The organism is Leucobacter chromiisoli (assembly GCF_016522505.1).
GTDB lineage: Bacteria > Actinomycetota > Actinomycetes > Actinomycetales > Microbacteriaceae > Leucobacter > Leucobacter chromiisoli.
Genome location: NZ_JAEHOH010000001.1, coordinates 366,039 through 389,147 on the forward strand (window position 1 = coordinate 366,039; position 23,109 = coordinate 389,147).

The window sequence follows — 23,109 nt, forward strand, 5'->3', positions numbered from 1 at the left end:
CGTGTTTCGCGGCCCCCGCTTTTGCATGCCCGGGGTGCGGGCCGCCCCGGTAGGCGGCTGCCAGCCGCCGGCGGCGGATCTGCCGTCAGAGGAAGCAGAACCCCGGTTTCGGTTCCGCTGACGGCAGATCTCCCGCCGGGGGAGGGGCACCCAGGTGCTCAGACACCTCGAACACCCGGGGGGCCCGAGAAACGTGCGAACCTACTCCCAGCGGAAGAAGAGTGCCGCCACGGCCGCGCCGACCACGGCGGATACGGCGAGGCTGACGAGGTGCGCCGGATCGGCAGGCATGCCGGCCCACGCGGCGGAGAGCGCTTCGACGCCCGCCCCGAACGGCAGGGCCTCGCCGACCGTCGCCATCCACCCGGGCAGGGCGTCGCGGGATCCGAACATGCCGCCGAGCGCTCCGAGTCCGAGGAATCCGATCAGTCCGAGCGCGACCGCGGCGTTCGGGGTCGGTGCGAGCGAGGCCACGATCATGCCGATCCCGTACATCGCGAGCATCGTCAGCAGCAGCACTCCGAGCGCGGTCCACGCGTGGATCGGCGGGCGCGCCCCGAAGAAGGCGGCGGCGACGCCGAAGGCGAGGGCGATCCCGAGGAGCGCCTGCACGAAGCTCACTGCGACCTGGGCGGCGAGCACCGCGAGCGGCGACAGGGGAGTGGTCGCGAGGCGGCGCAGAATGCCCGAGCGGCGGTAGTAGGCGAGGAAGCTCGGCATGTTGAGCACGCCGATCATGGTGACCACCATGACGGAGACGAGCGGCAGCACGAACAGGTCGAGCGCGCTGCGCCCGTTCGCGACGATCTCCGTGCTCGCCGTCGACGCCGAGGTCAGGAGGATGATGATCGGCAGGCCGAGCGGGATCACGAGGCCAGCGGTGTCCCGCACGGTCATCTTCGCCTCGCAGACGCACAGGCGCCACCAGGCCGCCAACGAGGGGGAGCGCCGGGCGGCGCCGCTCTCGACCGAGTCCGCGGAGACGGCGATGCTCGCGTCCGCGCTGAGGTGCTCGTGGTCGTGACGGTCGCGGTGCTCGCGGCCGAGGTGATCGTGCTCGCGGTGCTCGCGGTCGACGGGCGGGTTCATGCTGCCTCCTCCTCGGAGTGCTCCTCGAACGGGTCTTCGGGGCGCCTGCCCGTGAGCGTCACGAACGCCTCGTCGAGGTCGCGCGCCCCGGATCGTTCGACGAGGGCCGCAGGGGTGCCGCTCGCGATGACGCGTCCCGCATCGAGCAGCGCGACGCGATCGCAGAGGCGCTCGACCTCCTCCATCGCGTGGCTGACGAGCAGGATCGTCGTCCCCTCCCCGCGCAGGTGCTCGATGGCGGCCCACATCCGCCGCCGCGCCCGCGGATCGAGGCCCGTCGTGAGCTCGTCGAGGATCACGACCCGCGGACGCCCCGCGAGCGCGAGAGCGATGGAGAGGCGCTGCTGCTGACCCCCGGAGAGCCGCTCGAAGCGGGTGCGCCGCTGGCCCCCGAGTCCCACCAGCTCGACGAGGTCGTCGGCGGGGCGCGGATCCGAGTAGAAGCCCCGGTAGAGCCCGATCAGCTCCTCCACCGTGAGGGCGCCGTGCAGGTACGCGCTCTGCAGCTGCACGCCGAGCACTCGACGCAGGGCCGCGCGATCCCGACGCGGATCGAGGCCGAGCACGCGCACGGTGCCGCGATCCCGCCGGCGCAGCCTGCGGAGTCCGGCGATCACCTCGACCGTCGTCGTCTTGCCCGCCCCGTTCGCGCCGAGGATTCCGAAGACCTCCCCGGAGCCGACGCGCAGGTTGACGTCCTCGACGGCGATCTTGCGCCCGTACCGCTTGTGCAGGCCCTCGACGCGCACCGCCGCGTCGCCACTCCGATCCGTATCCATGCTTCCACGCTAGGAGCGGTTCTGCGCGTGGCGCCCGTGCCGGACGTCATCGTCTCGACCGTGACTTCCGGCACCTGTACACGCCCGGGCCGCGCGCTCTACCCTGAGAGGATGCGCCGCTTCAATCCCGAGCTCTGGGCGGGAATCGCGATGCTCGCCGTCATGCTCATCGCGGCCGGTCCCGTACTGCTCGGCGCCCCGACGGCGATCCCGCACCTCGCCTGGGTCGGGCTCTTCGTCCTGATGCTCGTCGCGATGATGGGCGCCCTCTGGAGCGGTGAGGATCCGCGGAGCCCGGGCTGGCGCACGGGGCTGCTGCTCGGGATCGCCGTGCTCGCATCGTGGGGGCTCGTGCTGGGGGCGCGCGGTGCGGGACTGGTGGCGATCCTGCTCGTCATCACGGTCGCCGTGAGTCCGTACCTGGTGCCGATCCGGGTCGGCTGGGCGCTCATCGTCCTCAATCTGGCCGTGCTCCTCGGGGCTCTCGCCCCGAGGTCGGGCGAGCCGGGCTGGCTCGTGGAGATCTCGATCATGCTGGGGTTCTACCTGCTGATCCAGGCGGCGTCGCTGCTGAGCTCGGTGGCGCTGCTGCGCGAGCAGCGGGCGAGGCGGGAGCTGACCGAGGCGCACGTGGATCTGCAGGCGGCGGCCGTGCTGCTCGCGGACTCGGCCCGCACGAGCGAGCGGCTCCGGATCTCGCGCGACCTGCACGATCTCATCGGCCACCAGCTGACGGTGCTGGCGCTCGAGCTGGAGGCGGCGAAGCACCGGATGCCGGGAGGCGACGGCGCGGCGGCGGACACGGGGGAGGCCGGTGACCCGGCCGCCCCGCGCGGCGACGGCGCTGCCCCGCACATCGAGCGGGCCGCCGGTGTGGCGCGCGAGCTGCTGTCGAGCGTGCGAGCGACCGTGGGCGAGCTGCGGAACGACGGGGGCGAGCTGCGCGAGACGCTGCAGCGGGTGGTGCAGGATCTCACCGAGCCGCGAGTGGTGCTCGAGGTCGATGACGCCCTGAGGCTCGACGAGGATCGCACCGTGCTGCTGGTGCGCGCGGTGCAGGAGATCGTGACGAACACGATCCGGCACGCGCGCGCCGGGGAGCTGAGGATCGAGGTGCGGAGGACCCGTGACGGCGTCGTGCTGTGCGCGCGAGACGACGGCTGGGGATCGCGCGGGACGGTGCTCGGCAACGGACTGCTGGGGCTGCGCGAGCGCTTCGAGGGGTTCGGCGGCAGCGCCGTGTTCATGGGAGGCGGCGCCGGGTCCGGCCCGGGCGCCGGGTCCGCCCCGGGCGCCGAACCGAGCCCGGGCGCCGAACCGACCCCGGGCGCCGGGTCGACCCCTGCCGGCTCGTCGGCCCGTGCCGTCGAGCCGGCCGGAACGGCCGGTTTCCGCGGGTTCGGCGTGACCGCGCGACTGCCGGTGCCGGAACGGAGCCCGGGATGACCCGGGTCGTGGTGGTCGACGACCAGGCGCTCGTGCGCCAGGGGATCCGCACGCTGCTCGAGCTCGCCGGCCTCGAGGTGGTCGGCGAGGCCGGCGATGGAGAGGAAGCGCTCGCCGTCGTCGCCGAGACACGACCGGAGGTGCTGCTGCTCGATCTGCGGATGCCGCACCGGGACGGCCTCTGGACCCTGCGTCGGCTGCGGGACGACGGGAGCGACCTGCCCGCGCTCGTGCTCACCACCTTCGACGACGACGCCCTCGTGCTCCAGGCGCTGCACGCCGGCGCCCGAGGCTACCTCCTCAAGGACGTCACGCTCGAGCAGCTCACGCGGGCCGTCAGCGTGCTCGCGGGCGGAGGCACCTTCATCGCACCGTCGATCACCGACCGGTTGCTGCGTGCGATCCGCTCCGGACCGTCGCCGGTCGACACGGGATCGCCGGTGGAGGAGCTCACCGGACGGGAGCTCGAGGTGCTGCGCCTCATGGCCGAGGGCTACAGCAACCGCGAGATCGCCGCCGCGGTGTTCCTCGCGGAGGGCACCGTGAAGAACCACGTCTCGACGATCCTGCAGAAGCTCGGCACCCGGGATCGCACGAGGGCCGTGCTGCGCGCGCTCCACGAGGGGATCCTGCGCTGAGGAGGCGGCCGGCGTCGGCGGCTAGGCGCCCGCTCGCACCAGGACCTTCATGCGCTTGCCCGCGCGCAGGTCGATCATCGCCTCGACGACGCCCTCGAGCGGCACCTCGGACACCCACCCCTCGGAGGTGTAGCCGCCCGAGGACATGGCCTGAATCACCGCGTCGAAGTCGGACTGCAGGTAGCCGAGTGTGCCCCGGATCGCCGTCTCCGACATCACGAGCTGCGTCGGCATGAGCTCGAGCGGGCGCTCGTGGATCGCGACCACCACGACCTCGCCGCCGGGCGTCAGCTCGCCGAGGGCGCTCGTCACGGCGACGCCCACGCCGGCCGCGTCGAATGCGACGTCGACGCCGCGGCCGCCGGTCTCGGCCTGCACCCGCGCCGTCAGATCCTCCTCGGCGGGATTCACGACCGTCGTCGCCCCCACTCCCTCGATCGCGGCCCGGCGCTCCGCACTGGGTTCGGAGACGATGACCGTCTCGACGCCGCGCGCCCGCAGAGCGAACCAGACGCCGATGCCGATGGGCCCGGCGCCGGCGACGAGGGCGGTCTGCCCCGCCTCGATTCCGCTGCGTTCCACCGCGTGCCAGGCGACCGCCATGGGCTCGACGAGAGCTCCCATGCGCAGGTCGACGTCGTCGGGCAGCACGTGGAGCTTCGAGGCGGGCACCGTGGTGTACTCCGCCATCCCGCCGCCGTTGGACATGACGCCGTGGAACGAGATCATCCGGCAGACGTTGACCATTCCCTTCTCGCACGCGGGGCACTCGCCGCAGTAGTAGATCGGCCACACGGCGACGCGGTCGCCCACCTGCACCGAGTCGACTCCCTCGCCGAGCTCGACGACGGTTCCGGAGAACTCGTGCCCCAGCACCTGCGGGGGCAGCGAGCCCGTGAGGGGGTGCGGCTCGTCGAAACTGATCCCGGCGGACTCGGGAGCGAAGTAGATGTGGAGGTCCGATCCGCAGATGCCCGAGTAGGCGTTGCGGATCTTCACCTCGCCGGGGCCGGGAGTCGGCTCCTCGATGTCCTCGATGCGGACGTCTTCCTTCGCGTGGAACCGTGCTGCTTTCATCTTCATCGCTCCTTCGTTCGGTTTCGGTTCGAGGATCGGTGCCGCCGTGAGACCGGGGCCCGCAGGGCGGGCGGACGGTCGCGGGGCAGGGGGCCGGTTCCTATCCCTCGGCGCCGCCGAGGAACGGCCGCAGGTCGGGGTATCCGGAGGTCGACCAGGCGCCGTCCACGACGAGGTTGTCCCCCGAGATGTAGGAGGCGTCGTCGCTGGCGAGGAAGAGGGCGGCCGCGGCGATCTCCTCGGGCTGCGCGGGGCGGCGCATCGGGATCCGCTCGGCGTATGCCTCGGTCACTCCGGGGATGCTCGTCAGTCCGCTGGTCAGCGGCGTCGAGACGAGTCCGGGCGAGACGGCGTTGACGCGGATGCCCGCCTCACCGAGTTCCAGCGCCGCCTGCTTGGTGAGCATCACCGTCCCCGCCTTGGAAGCGGTGTAGCCCACCCCGTAGAACATCGGCACGAGGGAGTTGAGCGAGGCGACGTTCACGATCGAGCCCTGCTTGCCCTCGCTGAGCATCTGGCGGGCGCCGAGGCGGGTGCCGTTGAAGGCGCTGTAGAGGTTCAGCCGCACGGTGAAATCCCAGTCCTCGAACGAGATGTCGGTGAGGGATCCCGACTTCGAGCCGCCGGCGACGTTGAAGACCAGGTCGAGCGTGCCGAAGCGCTCGACCGTCTCATCGACGAGAGCGGCGAAGTCGCGCTCATCGGTGACATCGGTGCGGCGGCCGGCCGCGTTCGGTCCGAGCGTGTCGCCGATTCCGGCTATCGCCTGCTCGTTGATGTCGGCGATCATGACGGAGCCGCCTTCGGCGATCAGGCGTTCCGCGATCTTCGCCCCGATCCCGGAGACGCCTCCGGTGACGATGGCGACCTTTCCTGCAAATCTGTCTGACACGGTTCGCGTCCTTTCCGTCGGGCCCCGTCGCCCCTCGATCCGGGAGAGCCCGGCAGCTCCAACTATAGGGCAGTTGTCTGATAAATAGAATGGGGGAATGGATCCGAGACAGCTGCGCACGCGCAACAAGCTTCGGCAGACCCTGCACCGCCTCGCCGCCGCGAAGCCGATCAGCCGGGTGACGGTCGCCGAGATCGCGAGAGACGCGGGCGTCACGCGAGATACCGTGTACCGGCACGGCTCGGACCCCGTGCAGCTCCTCGCCGACTTCCTCGGAGAGGAGCTGCGCGCGCTCGGCGCCGGCGCGGAGCCACTGCCCGCGATCGCGCCCCCGGGCCGCACGGTCTTCGACGACGGTGAGCGGGAGCTGCTCGAGCACATCACCCGGCACGCCGCGATCTATCGCAACGCTCTCTGCCCGCGCCTCATCGGACCGGTGCGCGACATCCTGATCGACCGCCTCTCGGAGGGGCTGCGCGCCCATCTCGATGCTCACCCGGAGATCGCCCCGGCCGCCGCGATCCCGCCCGAGACCGCCCCGGCCGCGACCGCCCCGCCGCCCGGCGGGGGCTCCCTCGACGACGAGACCCGCACGCGGATGCTCGTCGCATACGCCGCCGCGGGCACCGTGGCCGCGATCGAGGAGTGGCTGCGTGCGGGCGACCTCGACGCACCGGAGGCCGCCGCGTCCGCGGTCATCGCGGCGTCCCCGGAGTGGTGGCTCGGCCGACGATAGGTCCCGTCGCCCCGGCCGTCGGCGCTCAGCCCTGCTTGATCACGGGAACGGTGTCGGTGGGCGGCGGGGCGGAGGGCAGGTCGACGCGGAAGGTCGCGCCTCCGCCCGGGGTCTCCCGCACGCTCACGCGGCCGCCGTGCGCATCGACGATCGACCGCACGATCGCGAGCCCGAGGCCCGAGCCGCCGGTCTCGCGGTTGCGCGAGCTGTCGGCGCGCCAGAACCGGTCGAAGATCTTGGAGCGGATCTGCTCCGGCACGCCGTCACCGTGATCGACGATCTCGAAGCTCGACATCCCCGTGTCCGACGATGACGACACGACGATCTCGATGGGGCTGCCCTCGGGAGTGTGGCGCAGCGCGTTGCCGAACAGGTTCGTCATGAGCTGGCGCACCTTGTGCTCGTCGCCCGTCACGACGGGGGCGGCGGGGTCCTCCACAGCGGTCACCGCGCGGTCGGGCGCCTGCGCCCCGGCGTCCAGCGCCGCGTCGTGCGCGAGCTCGTTGAGGTTCAGGCTGGTCAGCTGCAGCGGGCGCCGCTCGTCGAGACGCGCGAGGGCCAGCAGATCCTCGACGAGCGAGGTCATGCGGATCGCCTCCTTCTCGATGCGATCCATCGCCTGCCCCACCTGCTCCTCGTCCTGCAGCGCGCCCATGCGGTACAGCTCCGCGTATCCGCGCACCGACACGAGGGGTGTGCGGAGCTCGTGGCCGGCGTCTCCGACGAAGCGCCGCATCTTCTCGATGGTCGCCGCCTGATCGGCGAGGGATCCGTCGAGGCGGTCGAGCATCACGTTGAGCGATTCGCCGAGGTGCCCCACCTCGGTGTGCGGGCTCTCCACCATGATGCGCTTCGAGAAGTCGCCGCGCGAGATCTCGAGCGCCGTCTGCTCGACCTGGGCGAGCGGCAGGAACGTCGTGGTGACGAGGATCCGCGTGAGGGCGGCGCCGAGCAGGATCACGGCGATCCCGAACCCCGAGAAGATGACGATGTACTTCGCCATCACCTGGTTGACGGCGGCCGTGGATGCGGCGATGAGCAGCGTGCCGCGCGGCTCGCCGTCGGCGCTGATGGGGGTGGTCACGAAGTGCCACTTCACGCCCTCGGGGCTCGAGAGCTGCCGCACCCCGTCCCCGTTCTCGACCACCCAGTCGAGCGACAGGGGCAGGACGGTGGGGGGTGAGACCCGCATCGTGCGCTCGTTGTCGTACAGCACCTCGCCGTCGGCGCTCAGCACGGCGACGTAGTACTGCGGGCCGGCGTTCAGCACGTCGGGCCGCGTGAGCGCTCCCGAGTCGGCCCCCGGCTGCAGCGCCAGGGTCGGGTCGTTGCGGAGCTGCTGCAGCTCGCGGTCGAGACCGTTCAGCAGCTGCGGCTGCAGCAGCGACAGCGTGCCCACGCCCGCGACGATCAGGCCGAGGAAGAGGATGAACACCGTCACCCCGGTGATCTTCGTGCGGAGCGCGACGTCCGCCCAGCGATCCGAGAGGGTGCGCTTCGCCACCGGCGCCTACTTGGATTCGGTCTTCAGCATGTACCCGAAGCCGCGCTTGGTCTGGATCAGCGACTCGCTCGTGAGCGGGTCGAGCTTGCGGCGCAGGTACGAGATGTAGGACTCGACGATGCCCGCGTCGCCGTTGAAGTCGTACTCCCAGACGTGGTCGAGGATCTGCGCCTTCGAGAGCACCCGGTTCGCGTTCTGCATGAGGTAGCGCAGCAGCTTGAACTCGGTGGGGGAGAGCTCGATGGGCGTGCCCTCCACCGACACCTCGTGGGTGTCCTGGTCCATCACGATCGGGCCGGCGGCGAGCACCGAGTCCTCGTCCTCCTGGATGGTGCGGCGCAGGATCGCCTTGATACGCGCGATGATCTCGTCGAGGCTGAACGGCTTCGTCACGTAGTCGTCGCCGCCCACCGTGAGGCCCGTCACCTTGTCCTCGGTGTCGTCCTTCGCGGTGAGGAAGAGGATGGGGGCGGTGTAGCCGGCGGAGCGCAGGCGCTTGGTCACGCTGAACCCGTTCATGTCGGGCAGCATCACGTCGAGGATGATGAGGTCCGGCTCCTCCTCGAGGACGGCGGAGATGGTCTGCGCGCCGTTCGATACAGCGCGCACGCCGAAGCCGGCGAAACGCAGGCTGGTGCTGAGCAGCTCGCGAATGCTGGGCTCGTCGTCGACGATCAGGATCCGGGGTCCCTTGTGCTGTGTGTTCATGCCTCCAGTCTCTGACCGTTTGCTATGAAGTGGCTGAAAATAACCGGCTATTCGGCGCTCCGCCCGAGCTCCTCCACGGTCATCTCGCCGACGCGCTGACCGGCGACGGGGGTGAGTCGGCTCAGCTGGGTGACGTGACGCGGCTCCAGCTCCTCGAGCGACGAGACGCCGAGCAGGGTCATGGTGCGCTCGATCTCCGTGCGCAGGATCTGGATCGCGCGGTCCACACCCGTGCGGCCGCCCGCCATCAGGCCGTACAGGTACGCCCGGCCGATGAGGGCGAACTTCGCGCCGAGGGCGACCGAGGCCACGATGTCGGCGCCGTTCATGATGCCGGTGTCGATCATGACGGTGGCGTCGCGGCCGACCTCGCGCACGACCTGGGGCAGCAGATGGAACGGCACCGGGGCGCGGTCGAGCTGACGGCCCCCGTGATTCGACAGCACGATGCCGTCGACCCCGCCGTCGATGAGCCTCACGGCGTCGGGCACGTTCTGCACGCCCTTCACGATGAGCTTGCCGGGCCACATCTCGCGGATGACCTCGAGGTCGTCGTAGGAGATCGTCGGATCCATCGCCGCGTTGAGCAGGTCGCCGACCGTGCCCCCGGTCGACGAGAGCGATGCGAACTCGAGCTTCGGGGTGGTGAGGAAGTCGAACCACCACCAGGGGCGCGGGATCGCGTTGAGCACCGTGTTGAGGCTCAGCTGCGGCGGGATGGAGAAGCCGTTGCGCTTGTCGCGGAGGCGGGCCCCGGCGACGGGGGTGTCGACGGTGAACATGAGGGTGTCGAAGCCCGCGGCGGCCGCGCGCTCGACGAGGCGGTAGGAGATGTCGCGATCCCGCATCACGTACAGCTGGAACCAGTTGCGGCCTGCGGGGTTCGCCGCCTTGACCGCTTCGATCGAGGTGGTGCCGAGCGTGGAGAGGGTGAAGGGGATGCCCGCGTCTCCCGCCGCGCCGGCGCCCGCGATCTCGCCCTCGGTCTGCATGAGCCGGGTGAAGCCCGTGGGGGCGATGCCGAAGGGCATCGAGGAGCGGCCGCCGAGGATCTCGACGCCGGTGTCGACGCGCTCGGCGGGCTTCAGGATGTCGGGGTGGAACTCGATGTCCTCGAACGCCTGGCGGGCGCGATGGAGGGAGAGCTCTCCCTCCGCGGCGCCGTCGGTGTAGTCGAAGGCCGCGGCCGGGGTGCGGCGCTTCGCGATGGCCCGCAGATCGTGGATCGTGAGCGCGGCCTCGAGGCGGCGGCGCCTCGCGTTGAGGTCGGGCTTCTTGAACTGCATGAGCTCGAGGAGTTCGGCGGGTTTCGGGAACTGGCGCTTCATCGGGTTCTGCCTTTCGACGGGTGGCGCGGGGTGTGGTCTGACCACATGAATTGTAGGTGCAGGATCCCGGTGCGTCAACGCAGGACGCCCCGGCTACCCCGCCGTCTCGCGGTAGTAGCCCTCGATGTGCTCGCGCAGCAGCGCGGATGCCCCCGAGGGATCGTCGCTGCGCAGGCGCTCGGCGATGGCGCGGTGCTCGCCGCGCAGGCGGGCCGCCGTCCGGTGCCAGTCGGGCAGCGACTCCGCGCCGGCGAGCGTGTGCTCGGCGATCGAGGCGCGCAGCGCCTCCATGAGCGTGCTGATGAGCGGGTTGCCGGCGGACCGCGCGAGGAGCGCGTGGAACTCCGCGTCGAGTCGCAGGAAGTCGGCCACCGGAAGGCCGGGGGCGTCCATGAGGTCGAGCAGTCGGTCGACGGCCGGCCAGTCCCCCGAGGCGTGCTCGGCGTGCTCCGCCGCCCAGGTCTCGAGCAGCAGCCGCGCTTCGTACACGTGCGCGTGCTCGACGTGGCTCGTCGCCAGCTGCAGGTTGAGGGCGAGGGTGAGCGCCTGCTCGGGCGCCGCCGTGATGACGGTGCCCGAGGTCGGGCCGGATCCGGTTCCCGTGCGGATGGTGCCGAGCGCCTCGAGCACGCGCAGCGCCTCCCGGATCGACGCGCGCGACACCCCGAGGGTCTCCGCGAGCGCCCGCTCCCCGGGCAGATGGTCGCCGATGCGCAGGCGGCCGCTGCGGAGCCCCTCGGTGACCCAGTCCATCACCGTCTCGTGCGCTTTCATCGCTCCCGATTATCGCAGCGTTCGGCGGGTCTCGTTCAGCCTCGCGACCTCGGCGTACCGCTCGGCGCGTCTCGCATAGGCGGCCGTCCGCTCGGGATCCGGGAGGAAGCTCGACTCGATCGTCTGCCCCAGGGAGCGCACAGTGCCGGGCGAGTCGATCGCGCCGATGGCCATGCCGGCGAGCACGGCCGCGCCCTGAGCGGCTCCGTGGCCGCTCGCGGGCCGGTCGACCCGGATCCCGAGCACGTCGGCCTTGATCTGCATCCACGCCCGCGAGGATGCCCCGCCGCCGGTCGAGAGCATGCGGTCGATCGGGAACCCCGCCGCTGTGACGGTCGCGATGTCGCGTGCGAGCGCCTGGGCGTTGCCCTCCATCGCCGCGAGCATGATCTCGGCCCCGTCGGTCGAGAGATCGATGCCGTCGATCACCCCGCGCGAGCGCATGTTCCAGGTGGGAGTGCGCTCGCCCGCGAGGCTGGTCACCATCGTCAGGCGGCTCGGCCGCTCCCTGGAGAGCAGCAGGTCGTCGTCGCGGAGTTCGATGCTCGAGTCGAGCCCGTTCACCCAGTCGACCGTCGCGCCCGCGGTGACCTGGGCGGTGATGAGCAGGTCGACGTCGGGCACGCAGTGCCGCGTGTGGATGAAGCCGGGCACGTGCGTGCCGCGGGGGACGGGCAGGATCGTGACGCTCGAGAACCCGGTCATGTCTACGAGGGGATCGCCGACCTCGAGCACACCGGCCTCGAGCGCCGAGCCGATGGAGTCGATGCCGCCGGCGACGACCGGCGCGCCGCGCGTGATGCCGGTCGCATCCGCGGCTTCCGCAGTGACGGCGCCCACGACATCCGTGGCGGCGGCGATGCGGGGGAGGCGGCGCAGCGAGGGCTCGGCATCGAGGAGCGCGTCGTCGAACGAGTCCGTCTCGTCGTCGAAGCCCTGCATGAGCGCCGCGGTCGTGTCGTCCAGCACGCTCACGCCGCAGAGCCGGCGCACGATGAAGCCGTTGGCGGCGAGCACGTGCTCGGCGCTGTCGAGCGCCGCGGGCCGGTTCGCCGCGAGCCAGGGCAGCTTCGCGGTGCCGAAGAAGGGGTCGGCTCCGTTCCTGGAGCCGGGCACGAGCTCCCCGATGCGCCTCGCCTCGGCGTCCGCTCTGCGGTCGAGCCAGGTGAGGGCCGGAGAGGTCGGGATCCCGCCCGCGTCCACGGGCACGAGCGTGGGCGCCTGCGAGGTCACGGACACGGCGACGACCGTGTGCGAACCGAGCACGCGCGCCGTCGCCGTGCGCACCGCCTCCCACCAGGCCTCGGCGTTCTGCTCGGCGGCGGCTCCGTTCGTCGACGTCGGGTAGCGCACCGAGGCGTCCGCCACGAGGCGCCCGCTGCGGTCCGTGGCGACGACCTTGACGGAGCTCGTGCCGACGTCGATGCCGAGAAGGATCCCCGCCACGCGTCAGCTCCTCGGGGTGGCCGCGGGCTTCGCGGGCTCGACGAGCGGGTGGAGCAGCGGCTCCCCGGCCAGGTACCGGCGCACCTCCTCGGCGACCCCGTCGGCGGCGCGCATCGCGGTCTCGCGGCTCGCACCGGCGATGTGCGGGGTGAGCACGATGTCGCGGCCCTCCGAGGCGAGCTCGAAGATCCGATGGGTGAAGTCCACCGGCTCGTCGGGGTAGACGTCGAAGGCGGCGCCGGCGAGCCTGCCGCTCTCGATCGCGGAGGCGACGGCGTCGTAGTCGACGAGTCCGCCTCGGGCGGCGTTGACGAGCCTCGAGCCGGGGCGCATGAGAGCCAGACGCTCCGCGTTCACCATGCGAACCGTGTCGGGCGTGAGGCGTGCGTGCACGGAGAGGAGGTCGGCCTGCTGGAACACCTCGTCGATGCTATCGGCTCGACGGGCGACGCCGTCGAGCGCGCCGTCCGGCAGGTAGGGGTCGAACACGACGACCTCGGCACCCATGGCGGCGAAGACCTCGGCGACGTGCGAGCCGACCGCGCCCGCCCCGAGCAACCCGATCGTGCAGCCCGAGACCTCACCGCCGACGGCGTCGAAGCGGTAGAAGTCGCCGCGCCACTCGTGGTCGAGCAGCGTGTCGTGGGAGAGCGGGATCCGCCGCAGCAGCGCGAGGGCGAGGCCGATCGTCATCTCCGCGGTCGCGATGCCGTTGCGGCCGGGCACATTGGCTACCGCGACGCCGTGGGCCCGGGCGGCCTCGAGATTGATGTTCGTGGGGCCGCCGCGAGAGACGGCGATGAGCCGCAGCTCGGGAGACGCGGCGATGACGCGTTCGGTCATCGGGGCGAGCTGGGTCACGATGGCCGTCGCACCGGTCAGCGCCTCGATGAGCTCGTCCTCCGAGCCCGAGGCCTCGTCGACCTCGGCGACGCGTCCGAAGGGCTCGTCCGGCCAGGGGAACTCGATCTCGGGGATCTCGACGGCGTCGTCGCCGAGGGCGTTCTCGAGCGAGGCGCGCAGATGGGAAGCCCGGATGAAGAGGTCTCCCGCGGCCAGAATTCGTGTCATCGTGTGCATCCTCGTTTCCCTGTGGATCGTGCGTGGTGCGCCGCCGCGCGGAGGGGTGGGGCCGTGCGGCGGCCCCACCCCGGGCTCGCCCTAGTCGGCGAAGTGCTCGTCGAAGTACTCCTGAGCGTTGCTCTCGTCGATCACGGTGATCGGCATGTACTGGTCCTTCTCGACCTCTTCGTCGTTCAGCAGGTCCGACGTGATATCGATCAGCGTGCGGCCGTGGGCCTTGCCGCCGCCGAGGCTCACGGAGGACTTCTGCGGATCGCCGTTGATGATGTTCTGGATCTCGATCTCGGTCGCGTCGATGCCGAACAGGCCGAAGGAGTCGTAATCGGTGATGCCGCTGGCCTTCACGCCCTCGTTGCCGCCCTGCGCCCCGCCGCCGCCGATGGTGGCGATCATCTTCATGTCGGGGTTCGCCTGCAGGAAGTTCTCGGCGTTCTTCACCCCGTCCTCGGCCGTGAGCGCGGAGTTCGTGGCCACCAGTTCGGCGTTGGGGGCGAGTTCCTCCACTGCGTCCTTGATGCCGTTCGCCCGATCGATGATCTCGGGGAACTCGGGGAGGTCCATGAGGCCCCACTCGACGACCTCCTCGTCGCCGTAGTTCTCGGTGATCCAGTTCGCGGCGGCTTCGCCGTTGGCGTATCCCGTGTTGTAGGCGTCGACGAGGTACTGCGCGTCGTAGTTCTCGAGCACCTGGGTGTAGCCGACGACCTTGATCCCGGCCTCCTGGGCCTTCTTCGTCACGTCGACGAGCGCCTGAGACTCGACGGCGCAGATGATGATCGCGTCGACGTCCTGCTGGATGAAGTTCTCGATCTGGGTGACCTGATCGGCGGACTTGCCCTTCGCATCGACGTAGTTGACGGCGATGCCCTCCTCGGCGCCGTAGCTCTGCGCCTCCTGCACCAGCTCCGACCACACGGGGTTCGACAGGTCGGAGAAGGTCACGCCGACGGTGAATTCGGCATCGGGGACGTCCGCGCTGCTGTTCGAGCTGCACGCGGCGAGCCCGAACACGAGCGCCCCTGCGGCGACCAGTGCGCTGATCTTCTTCATGGTGTGTTCCTTTCGATTGACTGACTGGATGACGTCTTCGTCGCCTAGGCCGTCGCGGCCGGCCCGGTTCCCGCGGGCACTGCGTTCTGCTCCCCGGTCTTGTCGTGCTGATCGCCCTTACCGCCGCCGATCGACACGCCGCCGATCTGCTTCCTGCGGCCGCCCGAGTTCTTCGACATCGCGTCGTAGATCACGGCGGTGAGCAGGATCACGCCCTTGATGACGAGCTGCACGTACTCGCTGACGTTCAGCAGCACGAGCCCGTTGTCGAGCACGCCGACGATGAGCACGCCGATGAAGGCGCCGAACAGGCTTCCACGGCCGCCCATGACGCTGACGCCCCCGAGCACGCAGGCGGTGAGCACGCTGAATTCGAAGCCGGCGCCCGTCGCCGACTGCGCGGAGTTGAGGCGGGAGAGCAGCAGCACCGCGCCGATCGCCGTGAAGAGGCCGCAGACGGCGTACACGAACAGCAGGGTGCGACGCGTATTCACGCCCGACAGGCGGGCCGCCTCGACGTTGTTGCCGATCGCGTAGAAGTAGCGCCCCGTCGAGGTCTTGTTGGCGATGAAGTAGCCGATGCCCCAGACGAGCGCGAGCACGATGACCGAGATCGGGATCACCCCGAGCGAGCCCTGGCCGAGCACCGAGAATTCGCGGGGGAAGCCCGAGATCGGCAGGCCCTTCGACAGCAGGTAGCTGACGCCGTTGAGGATCGTCATCATCGAGAGGGTGACGATGAGGGGTGCGACGCCCGTGAACGTGATGATGAGGCCGTTGATGAGTCCGATGCCCAGGCCGAGCACGAGCACGAGCACGATCGCCAGCGGCCACGGGACGTCGAACTGGGACATGAGCATGCCGCAGACCACGACGTACAGCGAGACCTGGTAACCGACGGAGAGGTCGATGCCGCCCGTGAGCAGCACGAAGGCGAAGCCGACGGCGACGATGCCGAGCGTCGTGACCTGTCGCAGGATGTTGAAGAGGTTGTTCGCGTCGAGGAAGTTCGGGGACATGATGCTGAACGCGACGATCAGGAGCACCAGGACGAGTACGATCCCGAGCCCGTGAACCCGCGTCATGATGTTCGAGGTCATACGAGTTCTCCTTCTGAAGCCAGGGTGAGGATGGCTTCCTGTGTGATGTCTTCCTTGTCGAGGGTTCCTCGCTGGATCCCTTCCTGCAGCACGACCACGCGGTCGGCCATGCCGATCAGCTCCTCCATGTCGGACGAGATCATGAGGATCGTCTTGCCCTCCTCCGCGAGGCGGTTCATGATCGCGTAGATCTCGTGGCGCGCCCCGATGTCGATTCCACGGGTGGGCTCATCGAAGATGAGTACCTCCGGGCTCGTCGCGAGCCACTTCGCGAGCACCACCTTCTGCTGGTTGCCGCCGCTGAGGTTGCCGACGATCTCCTGGCTCGACGGCGCCTTGATCCGGAGCTCCTTCATGTAGCGGTCGGCGAGCTCGGCCTCGCGGGAGGGGGAGAGCACGGATCCTCGGGAGAGCCTTCTGAGCGAGGGGAGTGTGATGTTGCGGGCGATGGAGAACTCGAGCACGAGGCCGTGACGCTTGCGATCCTCCGGCACCAGGGCGATGCCGTTGCGGATCGCCTGGATGGGGTTCACCGAGAGCACCGAGTTGCCGTGCAGGTCGACGCTTCCCGAATCGGGCTTCTTCGCGCCGAAGACGAGTTCCATGAGCTCGGTCCTCCCCGCGCCGATGAGGCCCGCGAAGCCGAGGATCTCGCCGGCCCGCGCCTCGAAGGAGATGTTCTGCACGCCGTTACCGGTCAGCCCGCGCACCGAGAGGGACACCTCGCCCGTCTCGTGATCGCGCTGCGGGTATCCCTCGCTGAGTTCTCGGCCGACCATCAGCGAGATGAGCTCATTCTTCGTCGTCCCCGCGGTGTCCCGTGTGGCGACGTACGCGCCGTCGCGCAGCACCGAGACGCGGTCGGACAGTCGGAAGATCTCGTCCATGCGGTGCGAGATGTAGACGATCGTCATGCCCTCCCGTTTGAGGGTGTCGACGATCGCGAACATCGCATCGACCTCGGAGGCGGTGAGCGGTGCCGAGGGCTCGTCCATGATGAGCAGTCGGGCGTCCTTGGACAGCGCCTTCGCGATCTCGACGATCTGCTGGTAGCCGGTGGTCAGCGTCTCGACCAGTGCGTTGGGCGGGATCCGGACGCCGAGCCGACGGAACAGGGCTTCCGACTCCGCGGCCATGGTCTTGCGGTCGAGCACCGGGCCCTTGCGGATGAACTCGCCCAGGAAGACGTTCTCGGAGGCGCTGAGATTCGGGAAGAGCGTGAACTCCTGGTAGATGACGGCGATGCCGAGCTCGCGCGCGAGCTGCGGGGTGAGACGATCGAAGCTGCGGCCGTCGACGGTGATCGTTCCGCTCGTCGGCTGAATCGCGCCCGAGAGCGTCTTGATGAGGGTCGACTTCCCGGCGCCGTTCTCGCCGATGATGGCGTGGACCTCGCCGGGGCGCAGGTCGAGACTGACGCCGTCGAGCGCGCGGACGCCCGGGTACTCCTTCACGAGCGTGTCGACTCGAAGAGACAGGCCGGCCTCCGTCGGTGCCGCCGCGGGCGTGTTCGAAGGGGTCATCGCCGGAGCTCCTCACTGCGCTGTGATCGATGTGTCAATCGCCAGGAGACATCATGTTCTATTTTGTGAGCAAATGTCAAATGATGTGAACTACTGGTCGTCGCATGCGCGGCGCAGAGCGCGGCGACACGGTGCGCAGTGGCGCGCCGGGCAGGCGAGGTCGCGTTCGAGAGGGGCGGCGACTAGCGGATCTCGGGGACGAGGGCGCGGTATGGCGCGAGCTCGCGGGCGTCGGGGTCGAGCTCCGACGCGAGCGTGTCGATCCGGTCGAAGGAGACCGCCGCGGCCGTCGCCGAATTGCCGAGCTTCTCGCTGTGCGCGCCGATCACGATCCGGGAGGAGGACCGGGCGAAGGCGCGCTTGATGTCCGCTTCCTCCAGCGTGTTCTCGTAGCAGCCGTGCTCGTCGATGGCGGCGGCCGATGCGAAGAACGTCGAGAACCGGATGTTCGAGAGGAAGGCGGTGGCGACCGGGCCGACGAGCGAGTCGCTGCGACGGTCCGCGGCGCCGCCGGTGAGGATCGCGGTGAGTCCGGGTCGCTCCTGTAGCGCCTGGAAGGCGAGCATCCCGTTGGTGACGACGACCAGTTCGCCGGAGCCCGAGATGCGCTGCGCGAGCTGGTGCATCGTCGTCGACGAGTCGAGCGCGATCACGCCGCTGTCCGGTACGAGCGGGAGGAGTTTCTCGGCGACGCGGGCCTTCTCCGCGGCGTAGGAGCGCTCGCGGCCTCGGAAGCTCACGGGACCGGTGTAGAGGGCCCCGCCACGCACCCGGCGGATGCCGCCCCCGGCGTGCTCGAGCGTGTCGAGGTCGCGCCGCACGGTCATCTCGCTGACGCCGAGCTCCTCCGCCGCCTCCGCGAGCGAGATGCGCTGGTCCGAGCGCAGGCGATCGATCAGCCAGGCCCGGCGCTGCTCAGCGGCAAGTGATGTCATCGTCATCGATTCTACAAAGCTCGGACACCATGTGAGATGTTGTGAGTTCGGCAGTCTCAGGCTTCGAGGGGTCGGTCTCCGACAGACGCGGCTTCGGTCGAGTCCGGCCGTCGGCGGATTCAGGCGGCGGTGCGGGATCCCGGAGCGAACTCGTCCGCGTTCATGATCGTGTAGGCGTAGCCCTGCTCGGCGAGGAAGCGCTGGCGGTTCTGGGCGAAGTCCTGATCCACCGTGTCGCGCGTGACGAGGGTGTAGAACGACGCGGTGCGGCCCTTGGCCTTCGGCCGCAGCAGCCGGCCGAGGCGCTGGGCCTCCTCCTGCCGCGAGCCGAACGATCCCGAGATCTGGATCGCGACGGAGGCGTCGGGCAGATCCACGGAGAAGTTCGCCACCTTCGACACGACGAGGATCCGCGACTCCCCGGAGCGGAACGACTGGAACAGCTCCTCGCGCTCGTTCACCGGCGTCTGGCCCGTGATGAGCGGCGCGTCGAGCGCCTCCGCCATGGCCTCGAGCTGATCGATGTACTGGCCGATCACGAGCACGCTCTCGCCCGGGTGCCGCTCGATGATCCGCTTCGCGAGGGTCTGCTTCACCGACGCGCTCGCCGCGATGCGGTACCGATCCTGATCCTCGGCGATCGCGTACTCGAGCCGCTCCGACTCGGGCAGCTCGACGCGGATCTCGAAGCACGCGGCCGGTGCGATGAAGCCCTGGGCCTCGATATCCTTCCAGGCCGCGTCGTAGCGCTTCGGCCCGATGAGGCTGAACACGTCGCCCTCGCGGCCGTCCTCGCGCACGAGGGTGGCGGTGAGGCCGATGCGACGGCGCGCCTGCAGGTCGGCGGTGAGCTTGAACACGGGCGCGGGCAGCAGGTGCACCTCGTCGTAGACGATCAGGCCCCAGTCCTGCACGTCGAGCAGCGAGAGGTGCGCGTACGCGCCCTTCCGCTTGCTCGTGAGGATCTGGTAGGTCGCGATGGTGACGGGCTTCACCTCCTTCACCTGGCCGGAGTACTCGCCGATCTCGTCCTCGGTGAGCGAGGTGCGGCGCAGCAGCTCGTCCCGCCACTGCCGCGCAGAGACCGCGTTGGTGACGAGGATCAGCGTCTTCGCGCCGACCGAGGCCATCGCGCCGGCGCCGACGATCGTCTTGCCCGCCCCGCAGGGCAGCACCACGACGCCGGAGCCGCCGCTCTGGAAGGCGTCGACGGCGCGGTGCTGGTAGTCGCGCATCTGCCAGCCGTCCTCGTCGAGCTCGATCTCGTAGGGCTCGCCGGGCGTGAACCCGGCCAGGTCCTCCGCCGGCCACCCGCGAGCCACGAGCTCCTGCTTGAGCTGCCCGCGGGCCCACGCCTCGACGGGGTAGGTGCGCTCGTCGAGGCGATTGCCGAGCAGCGGGGCGATCTTCTTCGCGCTGGTGACCTCCCTGAGCACCGCCGGCTCGTCGGAGCGCAGCACGAGCTCGCTCGTGCGGTCGTCGGGCACCAGGCGCTCGATCGTGAGCCGCCCGTAACGGCGCATCGTCTCCTCGATCTCGCTCGCGACGCCGCTCGGCACCGGGAACTTGGCGTAGCGGTTCAGCGTCTCGAGGATCTCCTCGGCGGTGTGGCCCGCGGCTCGCGCGTTCCAGAGGCCGAGGCGCGTCACCCGATAGGTGTGGATGTGCTCGGGGGCGCGTTCGAGCTCGGCGAAGACGGCCAGGGCGTGGCGCGCCTCCTCCGCGTCGGGGTGCGCGACCTCCAGCAGTACGGTGTGGTCGCTCTGGACGATGAGGGGGCCGAGAGTCATAGCGCACTATTTTACCCGCTGCGCCCGAGCGATCGCCCGGTGCGCGCTCGCTGCATACCGGTCACGAGTGGATGCCCGATCCGCGAGCGGATGCCATCTCCGCCGCAAGACGGGCATCCACTCGCGGATCGGGCATCCATTCGCGAGGGGTAAGGGGCGAGGGTGAAGGGTGAGCCGGCGGATCGAGACCGGCGCGGGCGGGGCGAGCGACTCGGTTGCATCGCCGGTCCATAGACTGGCCTTCGATCGTCGGGTGTCGGTCGAGAACGGGGAGCGGACATGGAGATTCCGGCCGGATGGTACGACGCGGGCGTTGCCGGTCGCGAGCGCTGGTGGGACGGTACCCGGTGGACCGAGCACGAACGGGAGATCCTCCAGCAGCACGCTCCGGCAGGCGCCGATCCGCGGGCCGCCGACGCCCACCCGAGCACCGGCGCTCCGCCCGGCACCGGCCCCCGGGCCGCCGACGCGCGGGCCGCGGGACCTGCGCCGGCCCCGGCGGCATCCGCGCAGACCGCGGCTGCGGCCGCGCAGGGGATCCCGATGGGGTGGTACGACGTGCCGGGCGGAGGCGGGATCCGCTGGCGGGACGATCGGCACTGGACTCCGTACCGCATCGTCGACGGCAAGCCGGGCGCGAACTGGTACGCGACGGAGCCGCCGCTCATTGGCTATGTCTTCGGCGGCTTCTTCCTCATGATCGCGCTCGCGCAGTTCGCCCTCGCAGGGCTGTCGCGGCAGTTCCCCGTAAACGGCATCCTGATGCTGCTGCTCGCCGTGTTCTGGATGAGCGCCGGGATCGCGGGATCCGTCGTGCGGTCGAGGCCCGCACCCCTGACGACCGCGCTGGCGCCGGAGTGCGCGCTGCCGCTTCCGGGGCAGACGGAGGGGCCGGGAGCGGGCTGGTACGCGGTGTCGGGAAGCCTGAGCCGGTGGTGGTCGGGCACGAGATGGGCGCACTACGTCGCGCAGGCGGGGAGGGTGCGCCCCACCTTCAACGGCGAACGGACCTACCGCGTCATGCTGATCATGGCGGCGGCGATGACGGGGCTCGGCGTCGTCGCCCTCGTCGTCGGCGCGATCCTGCTCGCGGCGGTCGAGCCGCCACCGTGGCCCGGGGTCTTCCTGCTGATCGCGGGCATCGTGCTGGGCGTCGTGGGGGCGATCCTCTTCCCGGTGATCCGCCTGCGCAGGCCCGCGTTCCTGCTCCCGGAGCATCCGCCGGTGCACGCCGCCTGAGCGCGGACTACGCCGGGTCGACGGCGGTGATCGCCGCCACGGGGAGCGTGCGCTCGACCCCCGCCGACTGGTCGGTGGCGCGCAGGCGGCCCCCGCTCAGGGAGACCGGCAGCAGGGTGAAGGTGCGCTCCTGCCCCCGTGCGGCCGCCGTGACGAGCACGGGACTGCGATCCCGGATCGCGAGTTCGAGGCGGCGCGAGAACTCGCCCGCGCCAGGTTCGGTTCGGGCGGCGCGATGCACGCGTGCGACGAGGTCGGCGAGCGGGGGAGGCAGCGCGGGAGCGTCCGCCGAGCCCGGCGCCTCCGAGGCGTTCGCCCCGTCCAGTGCGTCGGTCGGCCTCATCGCGGCGGCCGGATCCCGAGGTCCTGCCGGGTCCCGAATGGCGGCCGGCTCCCGAGGTCCGGCCGGGTCCGGGGTGCCTGCGGGGTAGCGGGCGTCGGCGAGCGCGGTGAGCACGTGCTCGGGGCTCAGGCGGGAGTACGCGATCGGAGCGCTCCGGGCCGGATCCGGCACGAGCTGGAGGTGCTGCAGCGCGCGGTCGACGAGCAGGGCGTCGAGCAGTTCGCGCCGCGCGACGACGACGCGGGTGCGGCCCTCGTCGCCGTGGTGCTCGTGGACGACGATGCTGCCGACGCGCTGGGACAGGTCGTCGAGGAGGTAGTCGAGGGGCTGCGGGATGCCCGTCAGCGACAGCCGCGTGAGCAGGGCGCGGATGCCGGCGACGGTGCCGCCCGCGTCGATCGCGCGGGAGAGTGCGGGCTCGGTGACGCGCAGCGTGGACGCGACGCCGAGCTGCTCGACCTCCGCGACGGCGAAGAGCTCCTGCTCGTCGGCCGGCGCGAGCGGGCCGGGGACGACGATGCTGAGATCGGGTTGCAGGTACACCCCGGGCACCGGCTGGGGGATGTCCCGTGCGGCGGCTCGCCGTGCGGCCTCGTCGTCTCCCGCGAGCAGGAGCTCGGTCGGAGGCGTGAAGCGGCCCTGCATCGCCATGCCGAGGTCCTCGGCGGCCCGGGCGAACTCCTCCGCGGCCCGGAGTGCGGCGGCGGGCATCAGCGGGAACTCGTGCGGCAGGATCTCGCCGACCGCGCGCCCGAGATCACCGTGCGACGCCGAGACCGCCACGCGCAGGGGCTCTGAGAGGGAGCCCGCCCGCGCGCGGGCGAGCTCGCACCACCGCTCGTCGTGCGGAAGGCTCAGCCAGCGCGCCGCGTCCGCGGTGACCACCAGCTGGTCACCGCCCGTCCGATCCACCGTGCCGGCGGGGGCCGTCAGCCCCGCCAGGGCGAGCGTGTCGAGCGTGCGCACCGCGGTCTCGGCGTCGATGCGGGCCGCCTCGGCGAGGTGCCTGGCCGTGGCGACGGCGACGGTGCCGCGACGGTTGATCCTGCCGGGCTGCTGCGCGAGCGAGCGCAGGATCGCCGCAGCCCGCTGCGTGGCGGTCAGCGCCGGGCCGTACCAGTCGGCGCCGGCGGGCCGCTCGGAGCCCGCGTCGGCGTCCGCCGCCGGGGCCGCGCCGGGGTTCTCGCGGAGCGCGGAGCGGGGAACGCCCGCGGCGTCGAGCGCCGAGCGGACCGCGCTCGTCACCTCCGGGAGCGCTGCGGGGGAGCCGCCGTCGAGGCCGAGCAGCCCGAGCCTCAGCAGCTCGGCGGTCGCATCGGCGCCGGCATCGGCATCGGCATCGGCGCCCCAGGCCCCCCGGCTCGCCGTCGCCGGATCCGGCCCGTCGGCGGCTCCGAGGTCGGCCGGATCCGCCGCGAGCAGCAGCGCGACGATCGAGGAGCGGCTCAGCTGCTCGACCGCGGCTGCGATCGAGTCGGGGCGGAGCAGTTCGACCGCGAGGCCGATCGGATCCTGCACACCCGACACGGCCTGCGGCGGACGGAGCGCGACGAGCCTCTCGAGCTCCGCGCGATCCATCGCGGCGAGCGATGCCGCGAGTGCGAGTGTGCCGCTCACTGCCAGCCCGGA

Annotated in this window: 20 protein-coding genes; 4 read left to right on the forward strand and 16 right to left on the reverse strand. The window is 70.8% G+C overall.

Going from position 1 to position 23,109, the window contains the following annotated elements; all coding sequences use genetic code 11:
- Positions 1-201 precede the first annotated feature (201 nt).
- Positions 202-1,089 (reverse strand): ABC transporter permease, encoded by an 888-nt coding sequence (locus JD276_RS01545; RefSeq protein ID WP_200113072.1) that lies wholly within the window; start codon positions 1,087-1,089, stop codon positions 202-204.
- The gene (locus tag JD276_RS01550; RefSeq protein WP_200113074.1) at positions 1,086-1,868 is read right to left on the reverse strand and encodes an ABC transporter ATP-binding protein; all 783 of its coding nucleotides are present in this window, start codon (positions 1,866-1,868) and stop codon (positions 1,086-1,088) included. The genes JD276_RS01545 and JD276_RS01550 overlap by 4 nt, the downstream gene beginning before the upstream one ends.
- A 111-nt stretch (positions 1,869-1,979) precedes the next feature.
- On the opposite strand from JD276_RS01550, the gene JD276_RS01555 reads away from it, so the two are divergent.
- Entirely contained in the window at positions 1,980-3,314 is a 1,335-nt protein-coding gene (locus tag JD276_RS01555; RefSeq protein ID WP_233615162.1) for a sensor histidine kinase, read from the forward strand.
- The gene (locus tag JD276_RS01560; protein WP_200113076.1) at positions 3,311-3,952 is read left to right on the forward strand and encodes a response regulator; all 642 of its coding nucleotides are present in this window, start codon (positions 3,311-3,313) and stop codon (positions 3,950-3,952) included. The genes JD276_RS01555 and JD276_RS01560 overlap by 4 nt, the downstream gene beginning before the upstream one ends.
- A 21-nt stretch (positions 3,953-3,973) precedes the next feature.
- Here the strand turns inward: JD276_RS01560 and JD276_RS01565 are convergent, their stop codons facing one another.
- Both JD276_RS01565 and JD276_RS01570 read right to left on the reverse strand, forming a co-directional pair.
- Positions 3,974-5,029, reverse strand: a complete 1,056-nt coding sequence (locus JD276_RS01565; RefSeq protein ID WP_200113078.1) for a 2,3-butanediol dehydrogenase — start codon at positions 5,027-5,029, stop codon at positions 3,974-3,976.
- Between the two features lie 100 nt (positions 5,030-5,129).
- The gene (locus tag JD276_RS01570) at positions 5,130-5,921 is read right to left on the reverse strand and encodes an SDR family NAD(P)-dependent oxidoreductase (protein WP_200113080.1); all 792 of its coding nucleotides are present in this window, start codon (positions 5,919-5,921) and stop codon (positions 5,130-5,132) included.
- Positions 5,922-6,018: 97 nt separating this feature from the next.
- Between JD276_RS01570 and JD276_RS01575 the strand changes: the two genes are divergently transcribed.
- Positions 6,019-6,657, forward strand: coding sequence for a TetR/AcrR family transcriptional regulator (locus tag JD276_RS01575; RefSeq protein ID WP_200113082.1), 639 nt, complete (start codon positions 6,019-6,021; stop codon positions 6,655-6,657).
- 25 nt (positions 6,658-6,682) lie between these two features.
- On the opposite strand, the gene JD276_RS01580 is transcribed toward JD276_RS01575, so the two are convergent.
- The 11 genes from JD276_RS01580 to JD276_RS01630 all read right to left on the reverse strand — a co-directional run bounded on the left by JD276_RS01580 (position 6,683) and on the right by JD276_RS01630 (position 19,898).
- On the reverse strand, positions 6,683-8,161 hold the full coding sequence (locus tag JD276_RS01580) for a sensor histidine kinase (RefSeq protein WP_200113084.1): 1,479 nt from the start codon (positions 8,159-8,161) through the stop codon (positions 6,683-6,685).
- A gap of 6 nt (positions 8,162-8,167) precedes the next feature.
- The gene (locus JD276_RS01585) at positions 8,168-8,869 is read right to left on the reverse strand and encodes a response regulator transcription factor (RefSeq protein WP_200113086.1); all 702 of its coding nucleotides are present in this window, start codon (positions 8,867-8,869) and stop codon (positions 8,168-8,170) included.
- 47 nt (positions 8,870-8,916) lie between these two features.
- Positions 8,917-10,197, reverse strand: coding sequence for an alpha-hydroxy acid oxidase (locus tag JD276_RS01590; RefSeq protein ID WP_200113088.1), 1,281 nt, complete (start codon positions 10,195-10,197; stop codon positions 8,917-8,919).
- Positions 10,198-10,290: 93 nt separating this feature from the next.
- Positions 10,291-10,971 carry a FadR/GntR family transcriptional regulator gene (locus JD276_RS01595; protein ID WP_200113090.1) on the reverse strand — a complete coding sequence of 227 codons (681 nt, stop codon included), beginning with the start codon at positions 10,969-10,971 and terminating at the stop codon, positions 10,291-10,293.
- 9 nt (positions 10,972-10,980) lie between these two features.
- A complete protein-coding gene (locus JD276_RS16265; RefSeq protein WP_200113092.1) occupies positions 10,981-12,417 on the reverse strand; it encodes a xylulokinase in 1,437 nt (478 codons plus the stop codon).
- Positions 12,418-12,420: 3 nt separating this feature from the next.
- The gene (locus JD276_RS01605) at positions 12,421-13,488 is read right to left on the reverse strand and encodes a 2-hydroxyacid dehydrogenase (RefSeq protein ID WP_200113094.1); all 1,068 of its coding nucleotides are present in this window, start codon (positions 13,486-13,488) and stop codon (positions 12,421-12,423) included.
- Positions 13,489-13,578: 90 nt separating this feature from the next.
- Complete coding sequence (locus JD276_RS01610) at positions 13,579-14,550, reverse strand: sugar ABC transporter substrate-binding protein (protein WP_200113096.1); 972 nt, start codon at positions 14,548-14,550, stop codon at positions 13,579-13,581.
- A gap of 44 nt (positions 14,551-14,594) precedes the next feature.
- Positions 14,595-15,650, reverse strand: coding sequence for an ABC transporter permease (locus tag JD276_RS01615; RefSeq protein ID WP_200113098.1), 1,056 nt, complete (start codon positions 15,648-15,650; stop codon positions 14,595-14,597).
- A complete protein-coding gene (locus JD276_RS01620; protein ID WP_200113100.1) occupies positions 15,647-17,173 on the reverse strand; it encodes a sugar ABC transporter ATP-binding protein in 1,527 nt (508 codons plus the stop codon). The genes JD276_RS01615 and JD276_RS01620 overlap by 4 nt, the downstream gene beginning before the upstream one ends.
- Before the next feature lie 182 nt (positions 17,174-17,355).
- Positions 17,356-18,108, reverse strand: coding sequence for a DeoR/GlpR family DNA-binding transcription regulator (locus JD276_RS01625; RefSeq protein ID WP_200113102.1), 753 nt, complete (start codon positions 18,106-18,108; stop codon positions 17,356-17,358).
- Between the two features lie 119 nt (positions 18,109-18,227).
- Positions 18,228-19,898, reverse strand: coding sequence for a DNA repair helicase XPB (locus tag JD276_RS01630; RefSeq protein ID WP_200113104.1), 1,671 nt, complete (start codon positions 19,896-19,898; stop codon positions 18,228-18,230).
- Positions 19,899-20,177: 279 nt separating this feature from the next.
- Between JD276_RS01630 and JD276_RS01635 the strand changes: the two genes are divergently transcribed.
- Positions 20,178-21,137 (forward strand): DUF2510 domain-containing protein, encoded by a 960-nt coding sequence (locus tag JD276_RS01635; protein WP_200113106.1) that lies wholly within the window; start codon positions 20,178-20,180, stop codon positions 21,135-21,137.
- 7 nt (positions 21,138-21,144) lie between these two features.
- On the opposite strand, the gene JD276_RS16270 is transcribed toward JD276_RS01635, so the two are convergent.
- Positions 21,145-23,097, reverse strand: a complete 1,953-nt coding sequence (locus JD276_RS16270; protein ID WP_200113108.1) for a helicase-associated domain-containing protein — start codon at positions 23,095-23,097, stop codon at positions 21,145-21,147.
- Positions 23,098-23,109 lie beyond the last annotated feature (12 nt).